Genomic DNA, 25,473 nt, shown 5'->3' with positions numbered 1-25,473 from the left:
CATACGCCGCGCATTACCTGTCGAGCACCGCCTCCGCTTCCCGCACCGTGAAAGGATCGCTGGTCGCTGTGCCGGTGGCGTTTCCCGTTATCGGGTAGGTCACGCCTCCCACCGTGAAGCTCGCCTGCCAGGTCACTTCCAGCCGCACCGATACGTCCGACGACGCGGTCAAATAGGTGTAGGTCACTGTACCGTCGGGCCAGCTTCCTCCAGGTGTGCTCGTGGTGAAGGGCTCCGTGCCATCACCGGGATCCCAGCGAAAGCTCACCGGATCCAGGTGCACGGTGACGTTCTGCCCAAGTACAACGAGTTGTTCGTCGTGTGCGGCAGCGTCAGTCGAATAGTAGACCGGTTTGTTGACATACACCCAGCTTCGTGCCGGTGAGAGTTGTACCGCTCCCGCATCCGTGATCAGACGTTGGACGTCCTCAATGGTTATCAACGTCGAAGGGTCAATCGAGGTGCCGCCCGGTGTCTGCCCGTCTTCCACCGCAGCGTCCACTGCGGGAACTGGCGCCGACGCGGTTTGTGCCGGAGTGCCGAAGGGAACCCACGCCGTTCCTATGGTGCCCGCGGCCAGCGCAGAGGAATGCACGCATCCCATGGCATCCGCACGAATCACCTTGACGAAACCCGTGGGGCAGGTCGGCGCAATCGGAGTTGAACTTCGGCGTGCTGCCGCCGCTCGCGTCGTCGCCTGCCAACGTTCTTTTGCGCTTGTCCAGTTCGTAGCCCATGATGCATTTCCGGCCACAGGATTCGACTGCCGAGTTACGGAGCCATGCGGCTTCGCAGCGGCGGCCCCTCCGGTGCTCGCCGGGGTAACGGGACGATTACCTGCGGTCGACACGGACGATCCCCAGCCCTTGCCCGAAATCTCTACATTGGGGCCGCCCGCAGCACCTCCCCACTCGAAGTCGTCATTAGTGCCCGCGAGAAGCAGTGGGACAAGAAGAATGGAAAAGAGCAGACCAAATCGAGTGGTCATGTGCCCGTCCCAAACTGCGAGGCCTCCACAATGTCAAACGATGAGATCATCCACTCCCCATTTTGATGCAGCCCGAAAATCAACGCATAGTCGCCATCCTCGTATGTTCTGACACCACCATCAGGCTCGTGCCTAACGGCATCCGTTCGACGCACAAGGAAATCCACCCGGTAGTAGTTCGGATCGTCATCGCTGATCCAGACCTGAGCATCCGCTACGTCAACCGCCGCATCTGCCCAGCCCCCGTCAGCTGTCAAGGACTCAACATCACCCGCCACAGACGCACAAAACTCGCATTCCTCTAGTGACATTGCGTTCCACTCAGTCAAGTCGCCTGTGAGATACGCGTACAGGTATAACTCCAAGAAGTACTGCGCCGCTGCGTCTGCGCCGACCTCGTCGGCACGATCCATTTCCGGCGGACGCTCAGGAGGATCCACTTCCGGCGCATCGGGTACCCTGCCAGCCCCGCCGCCCTCCCCGGACTCGGTCGCAGCGCCCGCACTGGCTACCGTCACATCCGATGAAGCGCCGCTCGGCTCGGCCTCATCGGCTCGACCACAACTTCCAAGCAGGGCACAGATGAGGAAGGCAATGAACGCCGACACAATGCCACGCCAGCCCGGCACCGTGATTCGCTCGCCAGCACGCTCTCTGCGCTTCTTCACCTGTTTCCCGCTCATAACCAGAGGCTACCTGCGCTACAAGTACCGCGCACCGGGAATACACATCCTGTGGATAACCTTGAACGGCACGCTGACGCCGCCACCAAATCGCGACTACACGTCCACCGCGCACCTGAACACGATCAACCTCATGGCTGACGCCATCACCAAATCGCCGCACCCTCCACGCGCGTACGGCCCCGGGCACTTCGACCTCTCCACCGCACTCATCCCCCACTCCCAAAACATTAGACTGGGAGGCATGGCAAATGACTTCGACTCCCCGACCATCGACACGCTTACGTCGTACGCGTCGCAAAAGTGGACAAAATACCCGGGCACAATCGGCGCCTGGATTGCTGAGATGGACTTCGGCATAGCAAACGAGGTGCGCGACTTTATCATCGCCGAGGCACAGCGCGGAACCATGGGTTACCTGACAGACGAGGATCGCTCGCGTAGCCTCACGGCAACATCGCGCTGGCTCTCCCGTTTCGGCTGGGAGCCTGAACCCGAGCGAATGCTCCTCGTGCCCGAAGTTCTTGAAGCCATGCGCCAAACAATCAAGCATTTCACCCGCCCCGGAAGCGCGGTTATCATCCCCACCCCGGCCTACATGCCCTTCCTGACCATCCCGGGCGAGTTCGGCCGTGAGGCCATCCAAGTCCCGGCCATTCACGACGGCAACACCTGGCACCTCGATATCGCGGGAATAGAGCGCGCCTTCTCGGCCGGAGCGGGCCTTCTTGTGCTCTGCAACCCGTGGAACCCAACCGGGCGTTGCCTCACTCGTGAAGAACTGGAGGCGGTCTGCGCCGTCGTCGCCAAACATGACGGTTACGTTTTTGAAGACGCCGTTCACGCTTCGTTGATTCTGGACGACGACGCCACCTACATACCCTACGCAACCATCAACGACGCGGCGGCTGCCCACAGCATCACCTCTGTCGCCGCCTCGAAGGGCTGGAATATCCCCGGCCTCAAATGCGCCCAGATGGTCTTCAATAACCCGTCCCACTGGCAGCGATTCAAGCCGATCTCCTACCCCGTCACCGAGCCGACTAGCACTTTGGGCGCCCGCGCTGCAGCGGTGTGCTACATGGAAGCACAGGCGTGGAATGACGAGGTCCGCGCCTACTTGGCCAGCAATCGCGACTTGCTGGAGGAACGGGTTGTCACCTGGGAAGGAGTCGAAGTAGCCCACGCGGAAGGCACCTACATATCCTTCCTCGAGTTCACCGACCTGGCCAGCAGCGGGCGTTTCGGGCGCCGTTCCCCCGCAACCTTCATCCGAGAGGAGGCACGAGTTGCCCTGACCGAGGGCTTGTTGAGCGGACGCGACTATGCCACATTCGCCCGCTTGGCCTTCGCAACGCCACGCCCGATTCTCACGGAACTACTTGATCGCATTGAGAGTGCGCTTTATCGGTAGATGCAGATGACGCGGCGCGCCTAGTGCCTGGTGCCTAGTCCTGCCGAACAACGGGATTGCGCAGAATGCCTATTCCTTCGCATTCCACCTCTACGCTTTGCCCCGCCTCAATCTGACCGTCGCCCGCCGGTGTGCCGGTGAGGATAATGTCGCCGGGTAGCAGGGTGAACAGCGTCGACAGGTAGGAAACCAACTCCGGAATTGAGTACGCGAGCTCGCTCGTCCGCCCTGTACGGCGTTGCTCGCCGTTCACCCGCGAAACGAGCTGCACATCCGAAGGATCAAGAGATGTGTCAATGATCGGCCCTACCGGGCAGGCCGTGTCGAAGGTCTTTGCGCGGGTCAGCGATTCAAGCCGTGCCGTCACATCATTGGCAACCGTGTACCCGAAGATCGCCTCCGCCGCGCGGTTCACCGGAACATCCTTGCTCACCCGTCCGATCACGACGGCGAGTTCCACTTCATGATCGACCTGGGGCGCCCAGCTCGGCAAAACAATCGGGTCGTTCGGTCCGATCACCGCGGTGTTGGGCTTCAAGAAAACGAGCAGATCGTCAAGTGTCGGACGGTCACGGTCTGCGACCGACATACCCGGTGCCGGATAAGTCCCCGCCACTCCGACTACCTTCGACCGTGGAAGCATGGGGGCGACAAGGCGAGCATCCTGCTCCGCTATCCGCTGACCGGTCGGCTCAAACTTCCCGAACATAGGATCATCGGCGAGAACCAGATATTGGGCGTTCTCCTCGTCGAGAACGGCGTAGCGTGGGCCTTGCTCAAGGCTGAGTCGTGCGATCTTCATGCCCCAAGCCTAGCCCTCATTTACGCTCCACCGATACAGCACCGGAAAAGCCGCTTACGACAGATCAAGCGGAGATCGGCCCCGCGCATACGTTGACCGTGACCGCGGGGCAAATCTGCTCGCATATGTTGACCGTGACCCTGGGTCACATGATGAGATAGTGACAAAAGGGATTAACTCGACCAAAAGGAGTTACTCGTGGGTCACCCAATTGAAGCACATGGGCTGGTTAAGCACTTCGGGTCTCTCGCCGCACTGGACCGGCTTGATCTCACCGTCGAAGCGGGGAGCGTGCACGGCTTTCTCGGACCTAACGGTTCTGGTAAGTCCACTACCATTCGCGCCCTACTCGGCCTGTATCACCTTGACGGAGGCCATATGCGTGTTCTCGGTCAGAACCCGGCCACCGACGCCGCCACTATTAACCGCAGCGTCGCGTACGTTCCCGGAGAAGTTTCCCTCTGGCCCGCATTTTCCGGTCAACAGGTACTCGATGCCATCGCTGGACTGCGGGGAGTACGTGACGTGGCACGCGAACGCGAACTCATCGAACGCTTCGCCCTCGATCCCACGAAGCGTGTACGTACCTATTCCACCGGAAACCGGCGCAAGGTCGTTCTGGTCGCCGCCTTCGCCGCCCCTGTCGATGTGCTCTTACTCGACGAGCCAACAAGCGGCCTCGACCCCTTGATGGAGAACATATTCCGGCAATGCGTGCAGGAGGTACGGCAGGCGGGTAAGACGGTTCTCCTGTCAAGCCATATTCTCAGCGAAGTGCAGGAACTCTGTACGGATGTGACGATTATTCGCGACGGAAAAACCGTGGAAGCTGGCCCTCTTGATCACCTGCGGCACCTGGCGGCACGGCAGATTCGCCTCTCTGGCCCACCCGCCCAGTTAGCACAGTTTGAACGTGGACTTGCCGCATTGCGGGAAGAACTCGCTACCTCTTCCTCTGATCGGGCCACGCCGGTAGTCTCGCTGCCCATTGGCGCGGCCACATCTGACGGCGACGACGGCCTCGTCGTCGAAGCGTCCGGCAGTGTCGTCCCCCGCGTCCTTGAACTCGCGGTCAAATCCGGGCTGGCCGATATCACCTGTACCCCGGCCAGTCTCGAGGACCTATTTCTGCGCCATTATCAGGCGGTGGCGCGATGAGCACTCCAATGCGTCCAAATGGACAGGCGACGCAGTATCAAATTCGCCGCCTAGTATTCATCGGGCTACGAAGCAGATTCTTGGCGCTCCTCGCCTGGCTAGGCGGACTGACCGTTCTCATTATCGCCGTACCGCCCGTATATGCCTCCTTCTTTGACGACGCTTCCGAGCTGCAGGGCATAATGGGAATCCTGACTGACTCCAATTCCATCGGTCTCTTTTTCGGCCCGATCTCCGATCCCCTCACTATCGGCAGCCTATTCCAATGGCAGCTGGGAGCCTACGCAATGATATTGACCGCAGTTGCGGCAATTGTTCTGACGAACGGACGTCGGGAGGAGGACGGCGGTATCCGTGAACTCATACAAACCACAGGCGTGCCGACCCGAAAACTGATCGCCGCTCAGATACTCATTGCCATCATTCCCATGGTGCTTTTTGCCGCCTTGATAACAGGACTCCTGGTTGCAGAAAGCCTTTTCGTCGCTGACTTTTCCCCGGCAGGAAGTATCGTCATGGGTGTGGCGCTGCTGCTGGCGGGTTTGACCTATGCAGCGATTGCCTTGGTTCTAGAGCAGCTGTTGCCACAGGTACCCGCTCGTCGTGTTGCCCTGGCTTCAGTATTGCTCGGTTACGCCCTGCGAGTGGCAGCCGACGCCACGGGACAAATGTGGATACGCTGGATCACCCCGCTCGGTTGGAAGGACATTCTCGCCCCATATAGCAAGAACCTGCTAGGCGCCGCACTTCCTATGCTCGCCATCGTCATAGCCCTTTTTGTGCTGGCACAGCAACTGTTCCTGCATCGTGAACTGCACGGAGCCTTCCTCCAGCCACGAAGTGCCAGTGCGGCGCGTCTGCGCGTCTCTTCCTCGCTCTCGCTGACCACACGCCTCGCACGCGGATCGATTGTCTCATGGACCGCCGTCATTCTTCTTCTCGCGATGCTCTTCGGCACCATGTCGACCACGGTCCTTGACCTTGCTGAGACTTCTGGCTATGGCGACATCCTCTCCGCGATGACGGATTCGACGAGTTCCACCGCGCAGTTTGTGACTGCGGCGACGATGTTTCTCGCCATCATCATTTCCATCGCGGGCACAACGTTGATCGGCACCGCCACAGCCGCAGAAACAGCGGGTTTGGCCGATATCGAACTCAGCACCGGAGTGAGCAGGATCCGTTTCTTCGGTGCGCGCGTCGCGGTGGCATTTCTAACGGCGAGCGCACTGGTCTTCGCCTGCGCTGCCGTACTTGCCGCCGGCACCGCCACTGAACTTGACGCTACCGCAGCTCGCCAAACAGCCCTTATGAGCGTCAGCCAGCTGCCCGGAATCTACGCTGCACTGGGTATCGGTGCCGCACTTTACGGCTTCGCGCGGCGACTGATGCCGCTGGTGTGGGCGGCTATTGCCTGGTCGGCATTCGTCTCCTGGTTCGGAGGCCTATTGCACCTGCCTCGCTGGGTACTTCGGCTCAGTCTGTTCGACTATGCCACGGACCGGGATCCCAATTGGGCCGCGTTGACCTTGCTACTGCTCATCGCCGTTATGGGTATCACGCTCGGCCTCGCGCTGCTGCGGCGTCGTGATATTACTACAGCCTGAACACTGTAATCATCTCGCCAGCCTTCAGCCCCACCTCATGCGCATGTGGCAGCGAGCCGTGCGACACAACGCGGCCGCGAACACGTCATCCCCACCCTCATGCGCATGGGCGTGACCTAAACGGGCATCCCAGCTCCCTTTGCCTAACGCCCGGAGCCGTGCCTCTACCGGCAGCACTCGCCACAGCTGGCTGCGAAGGTAAGATGCGCCCCAGGCAGGCACATGACCACGCCTGCCCGGGCACTCACGCCCCGGGCAGGCACTTAGGTCCAAGGGCGCCATCGTATCCGGGAGCTACCCTGACTGTATCTATAATGACTCTAGAACAGGTGAGCACCTGCCTACGGTGCAAGGCAAGCGGTTGGCAGATAGGAACACTACAGTGGCCAAGGCGTCCATAACCGAAGAGAGCTTGGAAAGCGAAACCGGGCAAACGCCCCCGGTGCGGCGCGATCCTGAGCGCACGCAGCGCGAGATCTTACACGTCGCCGTCACCGAGTTTTCGCGCCATGGTTTCAATGGCGCACGAATTGACGAGATAGCCCGTCAGACCCGCACCTCCAAGCGAATGATTTACTATTACTTCGGCAGCAAGCAGGGGCTCTACGTCGAAGCCCTACGCCAGGCCTACCAGATGGTACGCCAGTTAGAGTTGAACCTTGATCTGGACAGCCTCGAGCCAGTCGCTGCCTTGCGCGAACTTGTCCGGTCGTCGCTGACGTACTTTGAAAACAATCCCGACAACGTCCGCATCATCGCCTCCGAGAATCTGCTCCTCAATGGGGCCATGGAGCACTCGGACCCAGGTTTTTTTGAGCTCAATCGCTCCGCCGTCGACGTCGTCGAATCGATTCTGGCACGCGGCCGTGCCAGCGGCGTATTTCGTAGCGGTCCGGATGCGCCCTCCGCCCTCGATGTCCATCAAGTTCTGTCGGCTCTCGCGCTGAATAGGACTGAGCATCAGAAGTCGTTCAAGGCGATCTTCGGCCGCGACATGCTGGGGCCCGACGCAGGCCCACATGTCCGCGAGCTTATCGAGGAGACTGTACTGCGTCTTGTACTTTCCGACGCCGACCAAGCGCGTGTCACGTCGTGAGTCCTCTGCGCAGGCACCGCCTCTGCACTCTCTCATAGCCAGTCCGTCCGCGAACCCGCCCTCCGCTCCAAATCCGGATATGCGATTCCACTGCGACCGCCTATTCAAAGCCGGATGTTCCCCGGCTACCGTCACGTGCCAGCAAGTCAACTGGCACATATGACGCCGGGAACCCGTCGCATTAGATCTGCTTCTCGTACTCCTTCTTCAGCTGCCGGGCGATCACTATGGACTGAATCTGGTTCGTTCCCTCCATAATCTGGAAGATCTTGGCATCGCGCATGATCTTCTCCACCGGATACTGCTTGGTGTACCCGTTACCGCCCATCACCTGCACAGCATCAGAAGCGACCTCCTGCAGGCAATCGGTGACGAACTGCTTGGTGATCGCCCCTTCCTTCTGCACGCGGTAGTCGTTGTCGATCAACCGCATGGTGTGCTGTACCAAGGCCCGGCAGGCCTCCGTCTTCGCGGCCATCCGCGCAAGCAGATCTTGCACCATCTGGAACTCCATGATCGGCTTGCCGAACTGCTGACGCTGCAGAGAATACTTGCCGGCCTCATCGAGGGCACGCTGCATCATGCCAACCGCAATGGTTGCCATGAAGGCGCGGGAGACATCAAGGCCCGACATGGCGATCTTGAATCCCTCCCCTTCCTTACCTACCAGGTGGTCGGCGGGAATACGCACATCATTGAGAATGAGGTCGCAGGTGTTGGAGGTGCGCAGGCCCATCTTGTCCTCATGCTCGCCGGCTGAAACACCCTCCCGATCCGCCTCCACGAGGAAGGTGGAGATACCGTGTGCACCGGCGTCGGGATCCGTCTTGGCCGATATCAGGTAGACGTTTGCAATGGCACCATTGGTGATCCAGCACTTCTGTCCATTGAGAACATACTCGTCGCCGTCGCGCACAGCCGTGGTGCGAATGCTTGCCGCATCAGACCCGGCACCGGGCTCGGTGATGGCGAAACACCCGAGGCCGCCGTCGCGGATCTTGTCGGCGAATAATTCCGCCTGCTCCTTTGTTCCGGCAAGCATCACGTTCCGGAAGGCCACGAATGTGGACACGAGTGTAATGGCGTAGCCGGCATCCACCTTGCCCAATTCTTCAAAGACCATGGCGCCTGTCTGGAAGTCGATTCCTGAGCCGCCATACTCCTCCGGGATCTCCAACATATGGAAGCCCATCTCGAAGGCCGACTGGAAATCCGAAAGCTCACAGCGACTCTCCCGGTCACGCTCAGCCACCGATGGCGCAACTTCACGCCATACGAACTCCCGGATCGCCTCTACGAGGAGCTCTTGCTCCTCAGTCATAATCTGTGCCATAAAGGGACCTTTCTGTGTTTATTCCGCGACGGCGGCACCGCCAGCGGTAGACCTGAACGGTTAACCGATCAGGCGGGTACTGACTTTCGCCAGGTTCTCTTGGCGAAGCAACTGATATTCCTCCTCATCCATCGGAACGGCTCCAGGCACGCCGAGCTGGTCGGCCTGCATACGCGAAGTCTCCGGGGACAGATAGGTGGCGATAGCGGACATAATGGTGATGGCCAACGTCAGCCCACCGACGACGGCGACAATCTTCCCATACGAGGTACCCGGGCCCACTAACGCGACGAAAACAATCGACATTAGCGATGAAACCGTCGTTCCAAGATTCTGTGCAATCGCCATGCCGGTGACCCGTGTTGAAGTGGGGAACTGTTCCGGATAGAAGGAGGGGAACACTGCGTTATAGCCCTGGTAGAGCATTCCCCACATGAGGATGGCGATCACCACGGTAAGTGCAACAGAGTCGATTGAGATCGCCCACAAATACACAAAGGAAAGCAGACCCGCACCCAGCGATCCGCCGATAATCACCGGACGGCGCCCGAGCTTGTCAGACAGGGATGCCACGTGCGGAATCACAAGGACAGCAACAACATTGCCGACCACGGGGATCCAGAGGTAAACATCCGCATGCCAACCGATACCGTAGTCCTCCTGGGTGGCGTAGGAGGCTCCGAACACCGTCGCCGTCACCGGGATGATATTCATCAGCGCCATAACGAACACCCGCGCCAGCGCGCCCGGGGATTCCCGGAATACCGTGCGAATCGGCGGAATATCCACCGCCGTACTCTTCTTACTCTCCACGGTTTTCAAACGCACACGGAATCCAAAGATTACAAACAGCGCGGAGAGAATGAAGGGCACCCGCCAACCAATCGTTTCAAAGGAGTGATCGGACATGAAGGCAGAAAGCGGGATGAAGATCAACGCGGCAAAGATCTGCCCGGCCTGAGCCCCCTGCAAGGTCACCGAGGAGCGGCGGCCGCGCAAGCCAATCGGCGTCTGCTCCATGATGAGTGTCGATGATCCCGATAGCTCGCCTGCCACACCGAACCCCTGCATCAGGCGGAAGAACACCAGCAGTGCAGGGGCCGCGATGCCAATTTGTTCGTAGCTGGGCAGTAGACCAACGCCGAAGGTGGAGATGCCCATCAGCGTCATAGTGAGTATGAGCGTTTTGCGACGCCCGATAATGTCACCGAGAGCACCGAGCACGAATGCGCCTATGGGGCGGGCAATGTATCCAACACCGAAGGTGCCCAGAGAGTAGATGATTGACAGTGAGCTACTCGAAACCGGGAAGAAAACCTGCGGAAAGACGATAGCTGCCGCCTGCGTATAGATGAAGAAGTCGTAAAACTCGAGTACCGAACCGACGGCACCAGAGCGCATCGCGCGAATACCCGCGTCGGGTCGGCGGGAGCTCGCCGTCACTTTTTCGCTCACAGTCATCCCCCTTTGATTGTCGAAACCTTTGTCAGCTTCTCACTCGTGATGCTGCGTCACCGCAGTGATCCGTGATCTGCCAACGGTATCCTTCTCGAGTCCAGCGTACTGGTTTCGTAGCGTTCGCTTGCTTATCTTTCCAGTCCCTGTTAGCGGGAATTCTGACAAGTTCTCCACGTATTCCGGAGTTTTAAATCGGGCCACTCCGCGGCTCTTGAACCATGCCCGCATATCATCCACAGTGAGCGGCTCATCCTTCGGGATCACGCAGGCACAAACCCGCTCTCCCATCACCGAATCCGGCACGCCGATAACGGACACTCCGAGAACTCCCGGCATCGCGTCAATGATCCGCTCCACCTCCAATGCGGAGATGTTCTCGCCGCCGCGCAAGATGATGTCCTTGCGCCGTCCGGTAATGCGAATGTACCGCTGCTCGTCCATCACGCACAGGTCGCCCGAGTAGTACCAGCCCTCGTCATCCAGCACCCGGCGCGTTGCTGCCCGATCACCCAGATACCCAACGAAGACATTCGGCCCCCTGCTCGCCTCCTCGCCTTCGACCCCGATGGGCAGTGTTTCGTGCGTGTCGGGGTTCACCACCCTTATCTCCACACCCGGTACAGCCCGACCATCAGTTGTTAGATGACGATCCGGAGCGTCATTCTGCCTACTCATGGTGTGAGGCGCGGACTCAGTCGAACCGTAAACGGAAATGAGCCTGACGCCGAAACCTTCAGCTGCATCTAATAGGCTCTTGGGAATGGGTGCACCCCCACAGAACATACAGTCGAGACTACCCAATGGATTATTCAGTGTCTCCGCTGCACACAGAATGCGGTCAACGATCGTGGGTGTCCCCATACCGCGGGTCACCTGGAACTTGTCGATCATTGCCACGCATTCCTCACCCCGTACTCGGTCCACCATAATGGACGAGCCACGGACCATAATCGGTGTCAGCATGCCGTGCATGAAGCCGGTCGCATGGGCGAGTGATGCGGGCATGAGCATATGCTCACCCATGCGAAAACCGCCCGCCAGAATAAAGGCGCTCTCCGAGGACAGTAGATTCCGATGGGTCAGAAGAACACCTTTCGGCGCCGCCTCCGACCCCGAGGTGAAGAGAATGGCGGCTACCTCATCGGGTGCGCAGACTACGCTTTCCTCCAGGGGCTGCGCGTGTGCGATCTCCTCCATGAGATCAAGCACCGGCACTTCGTTGGTCGCAGCGGGTACTGGCGTGTTGCCACGTTGATTGACGAGTGCGCAACGCACAGTCGCACGCCCACAGGCACGTTCAATGAGGGAGTTGTAGGATCTGTCGCGAATCTCGGAGGCAGTGATATAAATCGCCGCCTGAGTCTTATCCAGAATGTAGCTGAGTTCCGAGCATCCATAGTTCGGTAACACCGGAGTTACCGTCACACCGATTTTGAATGCCGCCATGGCGCAGATGAAGAACTCACAGCAATTCGGCATTTGGATGGCCAGTACGTCACCCCGTCGCATACCGTGCGCTAACAGGACCGTTGCCAACCGTCTGGCCGCGTCATCCACTTGACGGTACGTCATTTCAAAACCGGGACCGCAGGCATCGGCAACAGCAAGTTGGTCGGGAACAGCCGCCACAGCCTCATCCCAATAATCAGCAATCGCTGGGTGGCGAAGTTCAGGAAGCGCTTCCCCAAATCCAACCGCTAGGTGTGCACTACTCATAGCAACCTTCTTTACGGTGGGCGGCGCGCTAAGCACGCCGCCCACACCCGCTAGGTCAGTTGCGAGCGAATGTGCCCTGGGCGGCACCGGAAGCAAGAAGGCGGTCGATATCCTCTGGGGAATAGCCGAGCTCACCCAGAATTTCCACGGTATCGGAACCTTGGGCGCGAGTCAGTTTCAACTCCGGGTCACCTTGCGAGTCAAACCGCACCGGATTGGTGGGGATCATGCGCTCATTGCCCGAATCACAGCGCACCTTTCGCAGAACATCATTTGCCCAGCCCTGCTCGTCCTCGTAGATGTCGTTGGGTAGCTGGCATGCCTCCGCCGGCACATCGTTCTCCAGGAAGAGATCCAACCAGTAGGAGCGCGGCTTCTTGGCAATGGCCTCGTCGATGATATCGACAACCTCACCATTGAGCCCATTGGCGTTGATGTTGTCACAGATGTTGTACCGTTCGTTTCCGACGAGGTCCTCACGCCCAAGAAGGGTGACGACCTTATCCCAGTCACGGTCATACTCCGGTGCGCACAACGTGATGATCTTCCCATCGCCCGCGGTGTACGTGTTATTGAAGGGATTGATCACCTCGCGCCGATCCTTCGGGTATACGTTGCCATACTGGGCTGAGATCATGGCGGTGTTGATCATGAAGACGCCGGAGTGGAACAACGAGGTTGTCACGTAGTCACCTTCTCCGGTCCGCTCCCGTCCCACCAGCGCCGCAAGGATGCCGGCTGCTAGAACAAAGGAGACCTGGAAGTCACCGTACCCATTGGCTGGAATCATGGGATGATCACCACGGTTCACCTGGGTTCCCAGCACGCCACCACGTGACATGCAGGCCGTCATATCGAAACCGGCGGCATCCTTGAGCGGCCCGTTCTTACCGAAGCCAAGTACCTGAGCCATCACGAGGCGGGGGAATTTCTGATGCAGCGTCTCGAAGTCGTAACCAAGCTTCTTCAAGGACTTGACACGCGTCGACGTCAGGAACACGTCGGCATCGGCCAAGAGCCGGTCCATGACTTCGTGCCCCTCCTCCTGCCGCAAATCGACTGTCATGAAGCGTTTGTTCATGTTTGACATGTCAAAGCCGAGGTTTTCGTCGTCGGTATATGGGGTGCCGAAAACCGCGCCCTGCGTGCGGCCCGGATCGCCCTTCGGTGCTTCGACCTTAATCACATCGGCGCCCCACTCGCCAAGGATGCGCGCCACCGTCGGCGCTGCGAGAAAGGCGGTCATATCCACTACTTTGATTCCCTGCAGCGGGTTCATAGAGTCCTCACAATTCGTATATTTGGGCCTTTTCTGGCGCTGCTAGCTCGTGACGCAACCGCCAGTGTGTGCGGGGTGGCCACACCTACGGAGCCACCTATGGAAGGCGCGGCGACTCGAAAAGCCGCCGCGCCCAGGGCGGAAATCCCGAGACTCAAGAATTCCAAAGATCGCCGCCGGAGGCGATCAGGCCGCGAGCGGCCGTCGTACGCTGAACGGTCGGCGGGCCTTCCTCCAGCCACATTGCGCGGCAATCACGGTAAAGCCGCTCAACCGGGCCGTACTCGCAATCCTCGAAGTACCCGATACCACCGAAGATCTCGAGCATATTGTCCGAGACGATCTTGACCATATCGATCGAAGCGAGCTTTGCCAGCGAAGCCTGCGTCATCGGATCTTCGCCGCGGTCATAACGCCCGGCAGCCTCATGCACCATCGAGCGGACCATGTACACCCACTTGCCAGACTCGGCGATATAGCTCTGAATGGCCTGGCGCTGTGCAAGCGGCTTTCCGAAGGTCACGCGATCCTTTGCCCGCTTGATCTGCAGCTCGAGCATGCGCTGCGCCATTCCGAGGTTGGAATCGGCGATGTGCAGGCGGGAAAGTCCGAGGGAGTACATGGCGACGTGTAGCCCCTCGCCGACCTCGCCCAGGCGGTACTTATCGGGGACGCGGCAGTCCTTGAAGTGCAGATAGCCGTGACCGGCACCGCGGCATCCCATCATATGCGGCATGTCAACGATCTCGTAGCCGGGGGTATCTGTCGGCACGAAGAATGCCGTAAGGCGGCGGTTCTTGTCCTCGGCGTCTGGATCGGTCAGCGTAATCAAGTACGTGCCGTCTGAGCAATCGGTGTGGGAGATGAGGGTCTTCTCACCGTTAATGACCCATTCATCGCCATCGCGCACCGCGATCGTCTTGATATCGGCACCCGAGCCCGCTTCCTGTTCCGTCAAGGCGAAGTTGACGAAGAGGGTCTTGTCAGCGAAGCGGGGCATCGCCCATTCCTTGAGCTCCGGCTGGGCAAAGTCGTCCATGATACGCCAGTTCAGACCGGCAGCATGGTGCAAATGCATGCGCATACCACCGGGGCCACGGGAGAACTCCTCCTGGACCTTCATGATCTGCGTCGTCGTGAAGCCCCAGCCACCGTACTGCTCGGGCATGTAGAAGCGATAGAGGTTGTGCTCCTTCGCGAGCTCATAGAACTCTTCGGGGAACTTGTTGGTTACCTCGATCTCTTTCTGCATCTCGTCGAAAGGACCCTCAGCAAGCTCACGGATCTCCATGAGGTACTGCTGAAACTCCTCCTCGTTCTTCGGCTTTTCAGTGATCATCCACATCTCCTTCGATGCTCTTGCACATCTATTGTGACGCCTGAGTTCACCCATTATCACTAATGAACTCACTCGGTAGTACAAAGTCTATGTAACCCGTGCCACAACTCCGGGGACCATGGTCCTACGAGCCAAGGCGTACCGGGTAAAACACCCGGCTCCCATGCCAATAACTCTAGTTCAGAAGCGTGGCTCACACCACGGGTTTCGCAATCCACGGCGTCGGAGCACTCGGCTGCGGACCCTGCCCCGACAGCAAAACACCGAGGGACCGTGGCGCTGCAAAGGTGGTTCTCTCGTCTCGCGCGTCACCCGATCAGCGCACCTCGGGAACCATTCGCATCGCACCCGCCGGGCACTCCTCCACGCACACTCCGCATCCCTTGCAGAAGTCGAGGTCAATCCGATAGTCGGTGTCAGCGCTCCACACTTTCTCAATCGCATTCTCCGGGCACACCCCATAGCAGGTGTCGCACCGCAAACAACTGCCACATGACAGGCAGCGGCACGCCTCTATCAAGGCCTCCTGCTCCGTCAGCCTCGGCATGACGCGATCCGGCACCACACCGATAAGATCTCTATTACGCACGATTGGCCGTGCGACACTGCGTACTGCCGGGTAATACCAGGGTTCCAGGTCCGCAAAGGGAACGACGCCGACGCCGGATCCGGGGGCCTCCCCGGTGCGTTCCGCCCCCAGTTGCGCAATCGTATCCTGCCAGCCGTCAAGCTTAGAGAAATGCTGAATAACGGCACGCGCGGTGAGCATACCGCGCCCGATTGCTGCGGTAACGGTACGGGTCTTACGCCGTTCGGTGTGCGCCGGTTGATTCCATAACACCTTCTCCGGGACGACAGCCACGCATTTCCCGCCGCCACCGGCGAAGATCACCGCGTCATACTTGGGCACTTCTTCATCAATGCGTCGCACACCCGCTTTGGTGTGCATCTCGATGCCCGTGCCTTCCAGCGCCGCGATTTCGGCGGCCAGCACTTCATGATCCAACCTATTGGGCGGGATGCCATAGCGCATCATCCCGCCCAACACACGCTGCGCTTCGCGGATCTCGATGCGGAATCCGCGGCGTCGCAATTGATATCCGGCAGAAAGGCCGAGTGGCCCGGACCCGATAACAAGAATGCGCCGATCAAGCTCGTACCGTGGTGTTGGCGGGTTCCACCCGCGGTCCAGGGCATAGTCACCCACGAACTGCTCGAGGGAAGCGATACCGACCTCGCCGTCGAGACGGTCACGGTAGCACGCCGTTTGACACGGGTGGTAACAAACCCGTCCAACGACGGCGGGCAAGGGATTCACCTCCAGAATGGCAGACCAAGCCTGGAACACCTTCTCATCCGTCATTCCCTCATGGATCGGCCGCATCCACTCACGCGGCAGTTCCCGGGCGGGGCAGGCTGCGTTGCAGGGAGCACCACTGGTCAGGTAGATGGGCCGCTCTGTGCGCCAGCCACCCGTGTGGTAGTTCAAACTGGATCCGGCAGGCAGGTTGACACCGAATGGCATCAACCGCCGATTCTTCCCATCTGTCACCTGACCACCATCCACGCCCGCCCCCATTGCAGGACCTCAATAACCAAGAAATCCGCGCAGCCCGGCAACATCGGCAGCCGGAGAACGCCCCATCGGTTGCGCTCTGATCGCTTACATCGGCCTGGGAGGATTAACCCGTTGTTACAAAGCTCATTCTACGCGCTGCGGCAGGTACAGGAATACGGCATCGCAGCAATGCTAGTGCGCGAGATGGGACTCGAACCCATACACCCGAAGGCACCAGAACCTAAATCTGACGCGTCTGCCAATTCCGCCACTCGCGCTGGCTCGGACATTCTACCCGCTTCATCGTCGGCTTTCCTAAACGCTGCCCCGTGATATGTGTAATTCTCTGCCACGAGCGCAGCCGCTGAGCTTTGCACAGGCAGCATGTTCAGCGAACATGCCCTCCGAGGCGTTCACTCGCGAAGAAATGCGACCCACTCGGCACCACGCCCGCCTCATGTGCTGGCACACTAGTGGCATGAGCGAGATCGATTCGGCAGATATGGGACCGTGGCTGCCCCCGGAAGACTTAGAATTCGTCCGGCGTAAGGTTCCGATGGTGTATGTCGACATCGTTCCGGTACGGCTCGATGACCTCGGCCGTTTGGAAGCAGTCGGAATGATCCTGTGCGTCAATGCCGATTCAATCATGCGGACATTCCCATCCGGGCGCGTGCTCTATCACGAAAGTGTTCGCGATGCTCTGGCACGACACATCGAGAAGGACCTGGGGCCGATGGCCCTTCCGCAGCTTCCGCCGTCTATCACACCGTTTACCATCGGAGAGTACTTCCCCACTCCCGGTGCAGGCTGGTTCGACAAACGACAGCATGCCGTTTCGCTTGCCTACATAATTCCAATGCACGGCGATTGCAACCCCGGAACCGACTCCCTCGAATTCACCTGGTTCACTCCCGGAGAGACCCGCACCCCAGAGTTGCAGAATGAGCTCACCGAAGCTCATGCAGCGCTATTGCGCCAAGCGTTGGGATATCTCGGCGCCCAATAGCGGTGCGAGTTCGCGGAACGCCTTGCCACGGTGCGATATCGCATCCTTCTGCTCAGCGCTGAGCTCCGCGTTGGAACACGTCATGCCAGTGGGTTGAAAAATCGGATCATAGCCGAACCCGTTGTCGCCACGGGGCGCGTATAGCAATGTCCCGGTCATTTTCGCCTCACATACGACTTCGCGTCCCTCGGGTGTAACCATCACAGCCGCACAGTGAAAGCGTGCACCGCGATGCTGTTCTTGCACCCCTGCCAACTGGTCGAGGAGCAGTTGTAGATTCGCTTGGTCATCGCCATGCCGTCCACTCCACCGCGCAGAGAATACACCGGGGGCGCCGCCGAGAACATCGACACAAAGACCGGAATCATCGGCAACGGCAAGGAACCCGGTGTTCCGAACGATCTGGCGGGCTTTGATCAAAGCATTGCCCGCGAATGTAACCTCATCCTCCACCGGGTCGGGCAAGTCGAACGACGACGCCCCGACAATGCGCTGCGGGTCCACACCGGGCAACAGGGGTGCGAGTATGGCTCGTAATTCACCGACTTTATGCTCATTGCGAGTCGCGAGCACCAGCACCGGCGTATCCGTCATCTCCTGTCACCTCGCCGTGCTGCCATCACCGATGATGCGTGGATCGATAGGATCGTCGTCGAACAACGCCTCACGCTGCTGCTGTGCCAGGGCACTATTTCCACGCTCCGCCAAATCCAAAAGAGCGTCCAACTCCTCGCGAGAGAACGGATTGTGCTCGGCGGTTCCCTGTACCTCGACAAGCTTTCCCGATCCCATGGCCACAACGTTCATATCGGTATCTGCACGGGAATCCTCTTCGTAGGGAAGATCAAGCACCGGATGCCCGTCCACGATTCCTACCGAAATCGCCGACACAGTATCGGCCAGCACCGGTCGGTTCACACGCGGCTTAACGATTCCCCTGCCCACGGCCCAATTCAAGGCATCTGCGAGGGCAACGAATCCACCGGTCACCGCAGCCGTTCGTGTGCCTCCATCGGCCTGCAGGACATCGCAATCAATCGTTACTGTATTCTCCCCCAGCGCCGTCATATCGACTGCGGCACGCAGTGAACGACCGACGAGGCGAGAGATCTCCTGGGTACGGCCCCCCACCTTTCCTCGTATCGACTCTCGCTGGGAACGCTCACTCGTAGCCCGGGGCAGCATCGCGTATTCACTCGTCACCCAGCCTAGCCCGGAATCGCGCCGCCAGCGCGGCACACCTTCCGAAAAAGAAGCGACACATAAGACGGTAGTACGCCCGAAAGAGATCAAGACACTGCCTTCACCCTGGTCAAGCCACCTGCGGTGAATGGTAACGGGACGAAGTTCATCGACTGCGCGTTCGTCCGCGCGCGACCAAGTGCTCATATGCCGAGCCTACCAGCGCTGGGCATAGGATCCCCGTCCGTCCACACCCCGCGCCGCCCCACAACCTGTAGACATCGCCAGATTCCACTCGACCGCGCTAACCGTGCAGCGGTGGAGCCGCCTCACAAGCGGTAGACATCACCGGGCTCCACGCAACGCACGGGTCCGCCATACACGTCCTCGGCTGCCCGCCGTACCTTCTCCGGGCTTGTCCAAGGCTGCAGGTGCGTCAGCAAGAGCCGACCAGCCTGTGCCTGCGCCGCAAGACGCCCTGCACGTTCACCTGTCATGTGTACGCCTCGCACGGAGTCTCGGCCATCCTCAAAAGCGGACTCCGCCAGCAACAGATCGACCCCGCGAGCCATTTCGACCTCCGACTCGCAATAGTCGGTGTCTCCCGTGAATCCGAATACGACCTCACGGCCCGGTTCATGGTCGGATGGACCGGTAATACGCAGGCCGAGGGCGGGAACCGTGTGCCAGGCTTCGAATGCCTCCACCACCATTGGTCCCACCTCAACTCGCATCCCCGGGCGCAGCTCGGTGAAAGAGAATTCCCCCGCGTATGTCTCCTCGATGGGATCACCGCCAATCTGGCGGGTGCGAGACAGGCCGTCACCGGGGCAGTACACGTCGAGGCGTGGCAGCGGTCCGGCGGGTAGCCACCGCCTGTACACCTGCATGCCGACGATATCGGCGCAGTGATCCGTGTGCAGATGCGAGAGGAACATTGCGTTCAGCTCTGCGGGATCGGCATAGTTCAACAACTGTCCCATCGCTCCGGGACCGAAATCCATCACAAAGGAGTAGGTGCGCAATTCGCCGTCGTCATTGTGACCATCCGCCTGGACGAGATACGAGGAAGCGGCCGACTGCCTTCCTGACATCGACCCGGAACAGCCAATTACTGTAAGCCTCACCGTGGCATCTCCTTCGTGGAATGAACGAACCCAACCTCGGGCCCCAAGAAACGACGCGCCAAATGGCCAAAGGACTCCGGATCCCCCGTGGCGTAGAAGTTACGGCGCGGACCATCCCCATTGGCGAGGATTGCGCGTTGAGTAAGTTCGCGATAAACGTCGCGCGCGGTCTCGTCGGAAGAGGACACGAGGGTGACGTCCTCCCCCATCGTGTATCCAATCGCCCCGGCGAGCAGCGGGTAATGCGTGCAGCCCAGTACCAGCGTATCGATATCGGCATGCCGCATGGGTGCCAGATACTCTTCCGCAACCTCCTGCACCTCAGGGCCCGCCGTAATCCCCGCTTCCGCCAATTCAACAAAACGTGGGCACGCCTGCGTCACCAGTGTCAGGTCTGGTGCTGCCGCGAAGGAATCCTGGTAGGCCCCCGATTCGATTGTCGCCCGGGTACCGATGACCCCCACCTTGCCCGAACTCGTCGCGCGTACCGCCCGCCGCACTGCGGGATGGATCACCTCAATCACCGGAATATCCAGCCGCGCTTCGTAGCGTTCCCGCGCATCGTGTAATGCCGCCGCCGACGCCGAATTACAGGCAATAACAAGCATCTTGACACCGGAGTCAACCAGTTGGTCCATCACCTCAATGGCGTACCGGCGAATATCGGCGATAGGGCGTGGACCGTACGGCGAATGGACAGTGTCGCCTATGTAAGTGATCGATTCCCAGGGCAGTTGATCAATGATGGCACGAGCTACCGTAAGCCCGCCTGCCCCTGAGTCGAAGATGCCGATCGGCCGTTGATCCATACCTCAAGACTTTAGCCGCGCATCCCTTTAATCCGGACAGCCTGCAGGAGTGACTCCTGCCACCAGGTCAACGTTGCATACACAACGGCCAACATGTCATCCGTCGTTTCCACGCTGCGTTGCGCCTCGCGGGCATCGGTGCCGGTCAACTCGAAAGCGTCACGATACACCCTCTCTGCAGCGTCATCATCAAGGATTTCAAGCCTCGCCGCCAGTGTGAGCCGCAGGTCATTCAGCGCTGCCAGCCATGCTCCGACATCGTCGTCGGGAACCCAGATCTGGTCATTTGTTGCCTCCAGTGCTGCGCAAAACGTGGCGAGATTCTCAGCCTTGGCGGCACGCACGGAGTCCTGCGTCATGTTGCGCAACTCACTCGCGAGTTCCGGGTTTTCTGACATGTCTGGAAGCAGACGCAGCAATGCCTCGTCCATGGGAAGCGGCCGCATGCGTGTCTCCTCACCCCGTGCGACATCCTCGGCACGCTCGTTCAGTTCCGCCAGTTCGAGCTCATAGTCGGCCAGAGAATCCTGCGAATCACCGTCCGAGACCTCGTCACGCTGCGCCAGAACATCGGCCACAGAGTAGCCGAGCAGCAGCGCCACATCCGAGGCGAGCGAGGCCAACAGGTGCCGTTCGGTGGCATCGGCGCGTGCCGCATATCCGAGATGAACTGCCGAGAATGCCCACACTATTGTTCGCCTCTGCCTATTACTCGCCGCTTCACTGTTCTTCCTCGATGGTCGCCCACAACCCGTATGTGTGCATGGCCTGGGCATCGAGTTCCATTTGTTCGCGCTTCCCTCGAGAGACGGTTGCCCGTCCCTGCGTATGAACCCGCATCATGACACGATTGGCCGTGCGCGCATCCATGCCGAAGTACTGGCTGAATACCCATTCCACGTAACTCATGAGATTGATTGGGTCATCGTGGACAACAGTACGCCAGCGACCGCGCAGCGATTCTCCTTGCCGCTCGGTCTGCCCAGTCTCTTCTGCCTGGTGTACCGGTTCAGCCCGATCCGCAAGCGCCGCAGCGGCGTTCGGGAACAGTATGTTGCTCACACCGCCAGTCTACTCGTACGGTTACCCGCCGAGAATCGGCGGATAACCGCTTCTTGGAAGGCTCCGGCGTGCCCTCTTGCTAGTAAAGTGTCATGTATGACGACGCAAAACGTGAGCACCGCGCTGCTTACAGACATGTATGAACTCACGATGGTGGACTCGGCTATCGCCTCCGGTACAGCCGATCGTGCCAGCGTCTTCGAGGTCTTCGCACGCCGCCTACCCGGCCAACGCCGCTACGGCATCGTCGCCGGAACCGGCCGCGTTCTCGAAGCAATACGCGACTTTCATTTCTCCGCCGCAGAGCTCGACTACCTCGCTTCGACTGGTATTGTCTCCGAACGCACTCTTGCGTGGCTGGCCGACTACCGTTTCACCGGAGATGTCTACGGTTACCCCGAAGGTGAATGCTACTTTCCCTATTCGCCGATTTTGACGGTGACGGGGACCTTTGCCGAAGCATGTCTGCTCGAAACCGTCATCCTGTCCATTCTCAATCATGACTCGGCAGTTGCCACAGCAGCATCCCGTATGACAACTGCCGCGCACGGACGCCCATGCTTAGAGTTCGGCGCACGTCGTACTCACGAGACCGCCGCCATCCACGCCGCGCGTGCGGCCGTAATCGCCGGATTCGTTGGCACTTCTGACCTGGAGGCAGGGCGACGTTACGGCCTGGAGGTGGCGGGAACCGCCGCGCATTCCTTCACGCTTGTCCATGACTCGGAGGAGGACGCCTTCGCAGCACAAATCGCCACCATGGGCACCGACACGACACTTCTGGTGGATACCTACGATATTCCCACCGGAGTGGAGCGCGCCGTCGCCGCCGCACGCGCCGCAGGTGGTGAACTCGGCGCGATCCGAATCGACTCTGGAGATCTGGTTGCGCAAGCCTTCACCGTGCGTAAGCAGCTCGACGATCTCGGCGCGACGACGACGAAGATCACGGTCACCTCGGATCTGGATGAATACTCCCTCGCCGCGCTCAATGCCGCCCCGGTGGACTCCTATGGTGTGGGGACCAAACTCGTAACCGGGTCGGGGCATCCGACTGCCGAGATGGTGTACAAGCTCGTCGCCCGCGAAGACTCCGAGGGAAAGATGAGCGAAGTGGCGAAATCCTCCGAGAACAAGGCCAGCATCGGCGGCCTTAAGGTCGCCGGCCGCGTTCTGGATGCCAAGGGGCACGCGGCACAGGAGCTTATCCTCTCCGTGGAGGGGTGGCAGGAAGGACTCGCCTACCTACAGCGCGCCGGTGCGCGTCCACTCCAAAAACGCCTGATCAGCGGTGGCGTGATCGACGAGGCCTACCTGGCTGCGCGGGCCATCCCCGATGCCGTCGCCCGGCACACCGCCTCCCGCGCCGAGTTGCCCTACGACGGTTGGCGGCTTTCCCCCGGTGAGCCTGCCGTGCCCAGTAAAATGGTCGATATTTTCAACGGACTCGATTAGGCAAAGGTCGGACGCGGCGGCGGTGTGCACTCCGTTCGTCACAATCACCGCATTAGTGTATCTGCGCTACTTCCGGCCCACGAACCAGCGACGCAGCTGCTCAATACGCGCCTCAATCTGCTCGGCGGAGGCCCGCGCCACTTCGGGGCCGCCGCAGCACTGCCGCAACTCGGCGTGTATGCGGGCGTGCGGCCTTCCGGTACGCCGCGCCCAGGTAGCGACCAAAGCCTTGAGTTCTTTGCGCGCCTCGCGACGTCGCTGCAGTTCATCACGCGGCACCGCGACTTTCGATTCCTGTTTCTTCTGCCGTTTTGATTGCTCTGCCTGATGCTGGCGTAGCAGAGTCGTCACTTGTTCCGGCTCAAGAAGCCCGGGAATTCCCAAGAAGTCAGCCTCCTCGTCCGAACCAACCTCCGCTCCCAGCCCGAATTCGCCACCATCGAAGAGCGCACGGTCGAAGGATGCCTCGGATTCCAGCGCCTCGAAGCCGGGCAGCGCCAGTTCCTCACTCGCGCGTTCTTCTCGATTGGCCTGGGCTAGGAGTTCGTCATCCCACATGCCGGATCCCTCTGGCGTTTTGTGGCCGAGGGCGTGGTCACGTTCTTTCTCGAGTTGGCCGGCTAACTCCAGCAATTGCAGAACGGATGGAAGGAAGACGGTAGCGGTCTCGCCGCGCCGTCGTGCCCGCACAAAACGACCAACAGCCTGTGCAAAGAACAGCGGCGTCGCCGTCGAGGTGGCGTACACGCCCACGGCCAGGCGCGGCACATCAACGCCCTCTGAAACCATTCGCACGGCCACCATCCATCGCTCGGTGCTCTCGGAAAACTCTTCGATACGCCGCGAGGCACCCGAATCGTCGGACAGCACAACTGCTGGTTGGGCACCGGTTATGGCCGCCAGCTGCGTGGCATAGGCGCGCGCCGCCTTGTGGTCCGAAGCGATGACCAGCCCGCCGGCATCGGGGATCGTGCGCCGAATGGCGGTCAACCGCTCATCGGCGGCAGCCAGAACGGCGGGAATCCACTCACCATCGGGGTTGAGCGCGGTCCTCCATGCCTGGGCCGTCATGTCTTTTGTCAGTGGTTCTCCCAAGGTTGCCTCGACGACGTCGCCCTGCCGGGTCTGCCACCGCATATGCCCGGAGTAGCTCAGAAACATCACCGGGCGCACGACGCCGTCGCGCAACGCCTCCGTATAACCGTAGGTGTAGTCAGCGTGAGACCTGGGTACGCCGTCGTTTCCGGGCACGTAGTTAACAAAGGGAATCGGTGCGGTGTCGGATCGGAAGGGCGTACCGGTGAGCGCGAGCCGCCGCTGGGCGGAGGCAAAGGCCGTTCGTATGCCGTCGCCCCAACTCAGAGCATCCCCGCCGTGGTGGATCTCATCGAGAATCACCAGAGTTGGCCGACGGCGAGTACGAGAGCGATGCAGCTCAGGATTGGCGGCTACTTGGGCGTAGGTGACACACACGCCATCGAAGAAGTCACCTTCCTCGCGCTGCGCGTTAGTGAAGTCTGGGTCGAGGTGGAGCCCCACTCGGGCGGCGGCTTGTGCCCACTGGGTCTTCAGATGCTCAGTTGGGCATACGACGGTGACCTTCCGCACCGTCCCGCGTGCCAACTGCTCGGTTGCCACCCGCAGCGCGAAAGTCGTCTTCCCCGCCCCCGGGGTTGCGACGGCGAGGAAGTCCTCCGGATCTTCGGTGAGGTAGCGCGACAATGCTTCCGCCTGCCAAGCACGCAGCGACGCCGCTGTTCCCCAGGCCGCCCGCTGCGGGAACGACGGGGAAAGGCTTTCAGCGGCAAATACTGACGCGGAGCGGGGCTGCAGACGAGAAGAAGGGCGCGTGGCGCCCGCGGTCACGAATCGCTTCCTGGAACGTTGGGGCCGAAAGGCCATTCTCCCTTCCCGCCACCGATCTGCTCGAAAATAGCCTTGCAGGTGGGACACACGGGGAAGCGGTCAGGGTTACGGGTGGGCGTCCAGATCTTGCCGCACAATGCCACCACAGGCTGCCCGAGGACTGCCGACTCGGTGATGCGCTCTTTGCGCACGTAGTGAGCGTAGCGTTCCTCATCTCCCGGGGAGCGTTGCTCCTCGGTCCGTTCGAGGACATCGAGACCAGCCGACGACTCGGTTTCGGGACCCCCGGGAGCGCCGGGAGCGCTCGGAGGCTCAGGAGATGAAGTGCTCATAGCTCTAGTGTAAAAGACGGCACCAACATCGCACAGGGGTGTGGCGGGGCGTGGCGGCGGGGTGCAGCGGGGCTCTACAGGCGCAGGACCGCCGCGGTGGAGCCGATTTATCACGTCGAGCGCCGCGGCCTTCCGCAAAGCTGTGGCAAACAACTCGATCATCGCAGGTGGTCGCAGACGTTGCTCTCTTCCCGTCGCGT

Annotated in this window: 23 protein-coding genes and 1 tRNA gene; 6 read left to right on the top strand and 18 right to left on the bottom strand. The window is 60.3% G+C overall.

Annotation, left to right across the window (positions count from 1 at the left end; translation table 11 throughout):
• Positions 1 to 13: 13 nt before the first annotated feature.
• Both EKN07_RS01010 and EKN07_RS01005 read right to left on the bottom strand, forming a co-directional pair.
• The gene (locus EKN07_RS01010) at positions 14 to 988 is read right to left on the bottom strand and encodes a hypothetical protein (protein ID WP_108715421.1); all 975 of its coding nucleotides are present in this window, start codon (positions 986 to 988) and stop codon (positions 14 to 16) included.
• A complete protein-coding gene (locus EKN07_RS01005; RefSeq protein WP_125482440.1) occupies positions 985 to 1,671 on the bottom strand; it encodes a DUF6318 family protein in 687 nt (228 codons plus the stop codon). Before EKN07_RS01005 ends, EKN07_RS01010 begins: the two co-directional genes overlap by 4 nt.
• 244 nt (positions 1,672 to 1,915) lie before the next feature.
• Between EKN07_RS01005 and EKN07_RS01000 the strand changes: the two genes are divergently transcribed.
• Entirely contained in the window at positions 1,916 to 3,085 is a 1,170-nt protein-coding gene (locus EKN07_RS01000; protein ID WP_108716654.1) for an aminotransferase class I/II-fold pyridoxal phosphate-dependent enzyme, read from the top strand.
• Positions 3,086 to 3,119: 34 nt separating this feature from the next.
• On the opposite strand, the gene EKN07_RS00995 is transcribed toward EKN07_RS01000, so the two are convergent.
• On the bottom strand, positions 3,120 to 3,887 hold the full coding sequence (locus EKN07_RS00995; RefSeq protein ID WP_126145439.1) for a fumarylacetoacetate hydrolase family protein: 768 nt from the start codon (positions 3,885 to 3,887) through the stop codon (positions 3,120 to 3,122).
• Positions 3,888 to 4,085: 198 nt separating this feature from the next.
• On the opposite strand from EKN07_RS00995, the gene EKN07_RS00990 reads away from it, so the two are divergent.
• From EKN07_RS00990 to EKN07_RS00980, 3 genes are all read left to right on the top strand, one after another.
• On the top strand, positions 4,086 to 5,045 hold the full coding sequence (locus tag EKN07_RS00990) for an ABC transporter ATP-binding protein (protein WP_108715418.1): 960 nt from the start codon (positions 4,086 to 4,088) through the stop codon (positions 5,043 to 5,045).
• Entirely contained in the window at positions 5,042 to 6,652 is a 1,611-nt protein-coding gene (locus EKN07_RS00985) for a hypothetical protein (RefSeq protein ID WP_125482439.1), read from the top strand. Before EKN07_RS00990 ends, EKN07_RS00985 begins: the two co-directional genes overlap by 4 nt.
• 382 nt (positions 6,653 to 7,034) lie before the next feature.
• Positions 7,035 to 7,748 (top strand): TetR/AcrR family transcriptional regulator, encoded by a 714-nt coding sequence (locus EKN07_RS00980; protein ID WP_164546566.1) that lies wholly within the window; start codon positions 7,035 to 7,037, stop codon positions 7,746 to 7,748.
• A 181-nt stretch (positions 7,749 to 7,929) separates the two neighbouring features.
• On the opposite strand, the gene EKN07_RS00975 is transcribed toward EKN07_RS00980, so the two are convergent.
• From EKN07_RS00975 to EKN07_RS00945, 7 genes are all read right to left on the bottom strand, one after another.
• Positions 7,930 to 9,081 carry an acyl-CoA dehydrogenase family protein gene (locus tag EKN07_RS00975; RefSeq protein WP_126145437.1) on the bottom strand — a complete coding sequence of 384 codons (1,152 nt, stop codon included), beginning with the start codon at positions 9,079 to 9,081 and terminating at the stop codon, positions 7,930 to 7,932.
• A 60-nt stretch (positions 9,082 to 9,141) separates the two neighbouring features.
• Positions 9,142 to 10,536, bottom strand: a complete 1,395-nt coding sequence (locus EKN07_RS00970; RefSeq protein ID WP_205647326.1) for an MFS transporter — start codon at positions 10,534 to 10,536, stop codon at positions 9,142 to 9,144.
• Positions 10,537 to 10,575: 39 nt separating this feature from the next.
• Positions 10,576 to 12,255 carry an AMP-binding protein gene (locus tag EKN07_RS00965; protein ID WP_126145436.1) on the bottom strand — a complete coding sequence of 560 codons (1,680 nt, stop codon included), beginning with the start codon at positions 12,253 to 12,255 and terminating at the stop codon, positions 10,576 to 10,578.
• Positions 12,256 to 12,310: 55 nt separating this feature from the next.
• Complete coding sequence (locus tag EKN07_RS00960; RefSeq protein WP_108715412.1) at positions 12,311 to 13,534, bottom strand: CoA transferase; 1,224 nt, start codon at positions 13,532 to 13,534, stop codon at positions 12,311 to 12,313.
• Positions 13,535 to 13,688: 154 nt separating this feature from the next.
• Complete coding sequence (locus EKN07_RS00955) at positions 13,689 to 14,873, bottom strand: acyl-CoA dehydrogenase family protein (protein ID WP_108715411.1); 1,185 nt, start codon at positions 14,871 to 14,873, stop codon at positions 13,689 to 13,691.
• A 316-nt stretch (positions 14,874 to 15,189) separates the two neighbouring features.
• A complete protein-coding gene (locus tag EKN07_RS00950) occupies positions 15,190 to 16,452 on the bottom strand; it encodes an NAD(P)-binding protein (protein WP_126145435.1) in 1,263 nt (420 codons plus the stop codon).
• Positions 16,453 to 16,627: 175 nt separating this feature from the next.
• A tRNA-Leu gene (locus EKN07_RS00945) sits at positions 16,628 to 16,709 on the bottom strand.
• A gap of 200 nt (positions 16,710 to 16,909) precedes the next feature.
• Here EKN07_RS00945 and EKN07_RS00940 point away from each other — a divergent pair.
• Positions 16,910 to 17,440, top strand: coding sequence for a DUF4916 domain-containing protein (locus tag EKN07_RS00940; protein WP_108715409.1), 531 nt, complete (start codon positions 16,910 to 16,912; stop codon positions 17,438 to 17,440).
• Here the strand turns inward: EKN07_RS00940 and rdgB are convergent.
• The 6 genes from rdgB to clpS all read right to left on the bottom strand — a co-directional run bounded on the left by rdgB (position 17,402) and on the right by clpS (position 21,515).
• Positions 17,402 to 18,034, bottom strand: a complete 633-nt coding sequence (gene rdgB / locus EKN07_RS00935) for an RdgB/HAM1 family non-canonical purine NTP pyrophosphatase (RefSeq protein WP_108715408.1) — start codon at positions 18,032 to 18,034, stop codon at positions 17,402 to 17,404. The genes EKN07_RS00940 and rdgB overlap by 39 nt on opposite strands.
• A 6-nt stretch (positions 18,035 to 18,040) precedes the next feature.
• Positions 18,041 to 18,829, bottom strand: a complete 789-nt coding sequence (gene rph / locus EKN07_RS00930; protein ID WP_126145434.1) for a ribonuclease PH — start codon at positions 18,827 to 18,829, stop codon at positions 18,041 to 18,043.
• A 122-nt stretch (positions 18,830 to 18,951) separates the two neighbouring features.
• The gene (locus EKN07_RS00925) at positions 18,952 to 19,749 is read right to left on the bottom strand and encodes an MBL fold metallo-hydrolase (protein WP_108715407.1); all 798 of its coding nucleotides are present in this window, start codon (positions 19,747 to 19,749) and stop codon (positions 18,952 to 18,954) included.
• Positions 19,746 to 20,558, bottom strand: a complete 813-nt coding sequence (murI, locus tag EKN07_RS00920; RefSeq protein ID WP_126145433.1) for a glutamate racemase — start codon at positions 20,556 to 20,558, stop codon at positions 19,746 to 19,748. Before murI ends, EKN07_RS00925 begins: the two co-directional genes overlap by 4 nt.
• An 11-nt stretch (positions 20,559 to 20,569) precedes the next feature.
• Positions 20,570 to 21,247, bottom strand: a complete 678-nt coding sequence (locus EKN07_RS00915) for a DUF2017 family protein (protein WP_164505460.1) — start codon at positions 21,245 to 21,247, stop codon at positions 20,570 to 20,572.
• 31 nt (positions 21,248 to 21,278) lie between these two features.
• Positions 21,279 to 21,515 (bottom strand): ATP-dependent Clp protease adapter ClpS, encoded by a 237-nt coding sequence (clpS, locus tag EKN07_RS00910; RefSeq protein ID WP_241228101.1) that lies wholly within the window; start codon positions 21,513 to 21,515, stop codon positions 21,279 to 21,281.
• 201 nt (positions 21,516 to 21,716) lie between these two features.
• On the opposite strand from clpS, the gene EKN07_RS00905 reads away from it, so the two are divergent.
• The gene (locus tag EKN07_RS00905) at positions 21,717 to 23,075 is read left to right on the top strand and encodes a nicotinate phosphoribosyltransferase (protein WP_108715404.1); all 1,359 of its coding nucleotides are present in this window, start codon (positions 21,717 to 21,719) and stop codon (positions 23,073 to 23,075) included.
• A gap of 66 nt (positions 23,076 to 23,141) precedes the next feature.
• Here the strand turns inward: EKN07_RS00905 and EKN07_RS00900 are convergent, their stop codons facing one another.
• The gene (locus EKN07_RS00900; protein WP_126145431.1) at positions 23,142 to 24,977 is read right to left on the bottom strand and encodes a DEAD/DEAH box helicase; all 1,836 of its coding nucleotides are present in this window, start codon (positions 24,975 to 24,977) and stop codon (positions 23,142 to 23,144) included.
• A complete protein-coding gene (locus EKN07_RS00895) occupies positions 24,938 to 25,273 on the bottom strand; it encodes a DUF3039 domain-containing protein (RefSeq protein WP_126145430.1) in 336 nt (111 codons plus the stop codon). The genes EKN07_RS00900 and EKN07_RS00895 overlap by 40 nt, the downstream gene beginning before the upstream one ends.
• Between the last annotated feature and the right edge of the window lie 200 nt (positions 25,274 to 25,473).

Source organism: Actinobaculum sp. 352 (assembly GCF_003957265.1).
Taxonomy (GTDB): domain Bacteria; phylum Actinomycetota; class Actinomycetes; order Actinomycetales; family Actinomycetaceae; genus Asp313.
This window is presented reverse-complemented; position numbering and strand designations above follow the sequence as displayed.

Coding starts and splice junctions, on each gene's coding strand:
- EKN07_RS01010 (WP_108715421.1), bottom strand. CDS start 988: ATGACCACTCGATTTGGTCTGCTCTTTTCCATTCTTCTTGTCCCACTG.
- EKN07_RS01005 (WP_125482440.1), bottom strand. CDS start 1,671: ATGAGCGGGAAACAGGTGAAGAAGCGCAGAGAGCGTGCTGGCGAGCGA.
- EKN07_RS01000 (WP_108716654.1), top strand. CDS start 1,916: ATGGCAAATGACTTCGACTCCCCGACCATCGACACGCTTACGTCGTAC.
- EKN07_RS00995 (WP_126145439.1), bottom strand. CDS start 3,887: ATGAAGATCGCACGACTCAGCCTTGAGCAAGGCCCACGCTACGCCGTT.
- EKN07_RS00985 (WP_125482439.1), top strand. CDS start 5,042: ATGAGCACTCCAATGCGTCCAAATGGACAGGCGACGCAGTATCAAATT.
- EKN07_RS00975 (WP_126145437.1), bottom strand. CDS start 9,081: ATGGCACAGATTATGACTGAGGAGCAAGAGCTCCTCGTAGAGGCGATC.
- EKN07_RS00965 (WP_126145436.1), bottom strand. CDS start 12,255: ATGAGTAGTGCACACCTAGCGGTTGGATTTGGGGAAGCGCTTCCTGAA.
- EKN07_RS00960 (WP_108715412.1), bottom strand. CDS start 13,534: ATGAACCCGCTGCAGGGAATCAAAGTAGTGGATATGACCGCCTTTCTC.
- EKN07_RS00955 (WP_108715411.1), bottom strand. CDS start 14,873: ATGATCACTGAAAAGCCGAAGAACGAGGAGGAGTTTCAGCAGTACCTC.
- EKN07_RS00950 (WP_126145435.1), bottom strand. CDS start 16,452: ATGGGGGCGGGCGTGGATGGTGGTCAGGTGACAGATGGGAAGAATCGG.
- EKN07_RS00940 (WP_108715409.1), top strand. CDS start 16,910: ATGAGCGAGATCGATTCGGCAGATATGGGACCGTGGCTGCCCCCGGAA.
- rdgB (WP_108715408.1), bottom strand. CDS start 18,034: ATGACGGATACGCCGGTGCTGGTGCTCGCGACTCGCAATGAGCATAAA.
- rph (WP_126145434.1), bottom strand. CDS start 18,829: ATGAGCACTTGGTCGCGCGCGGACGAACGCGCAGTCGATGAACTTCGT.
- murI (WP_126145433.1), bottom strand. CDS start 20,558: ATGGATCAACGGCCGATCGGCATCTTCGACTCAGGGGCAGGCGGGCTT.
- EKN07_RS00905 (WP_108715404.1), top strand. CDS start 21,717: ATGACGACGCAAAACGTGAGCACCGCGCTGCTTACAGACATGTATGAA.
- EKN07_RS00900 (WP_126145431.1), bottom strand. CDS start 24,977: ATGGCCTTTCGGCCCCAACGTTCCAGGAAGCGATTCGTGACCGCGGGC.
- EKN07_RS00895 (WP_126145430.1), bottom strand. CDS start 25,273: ATGAGCACTTCATCTCCTGAGCCTCCGAGCGCTCCCGGCGCTCCCGGG.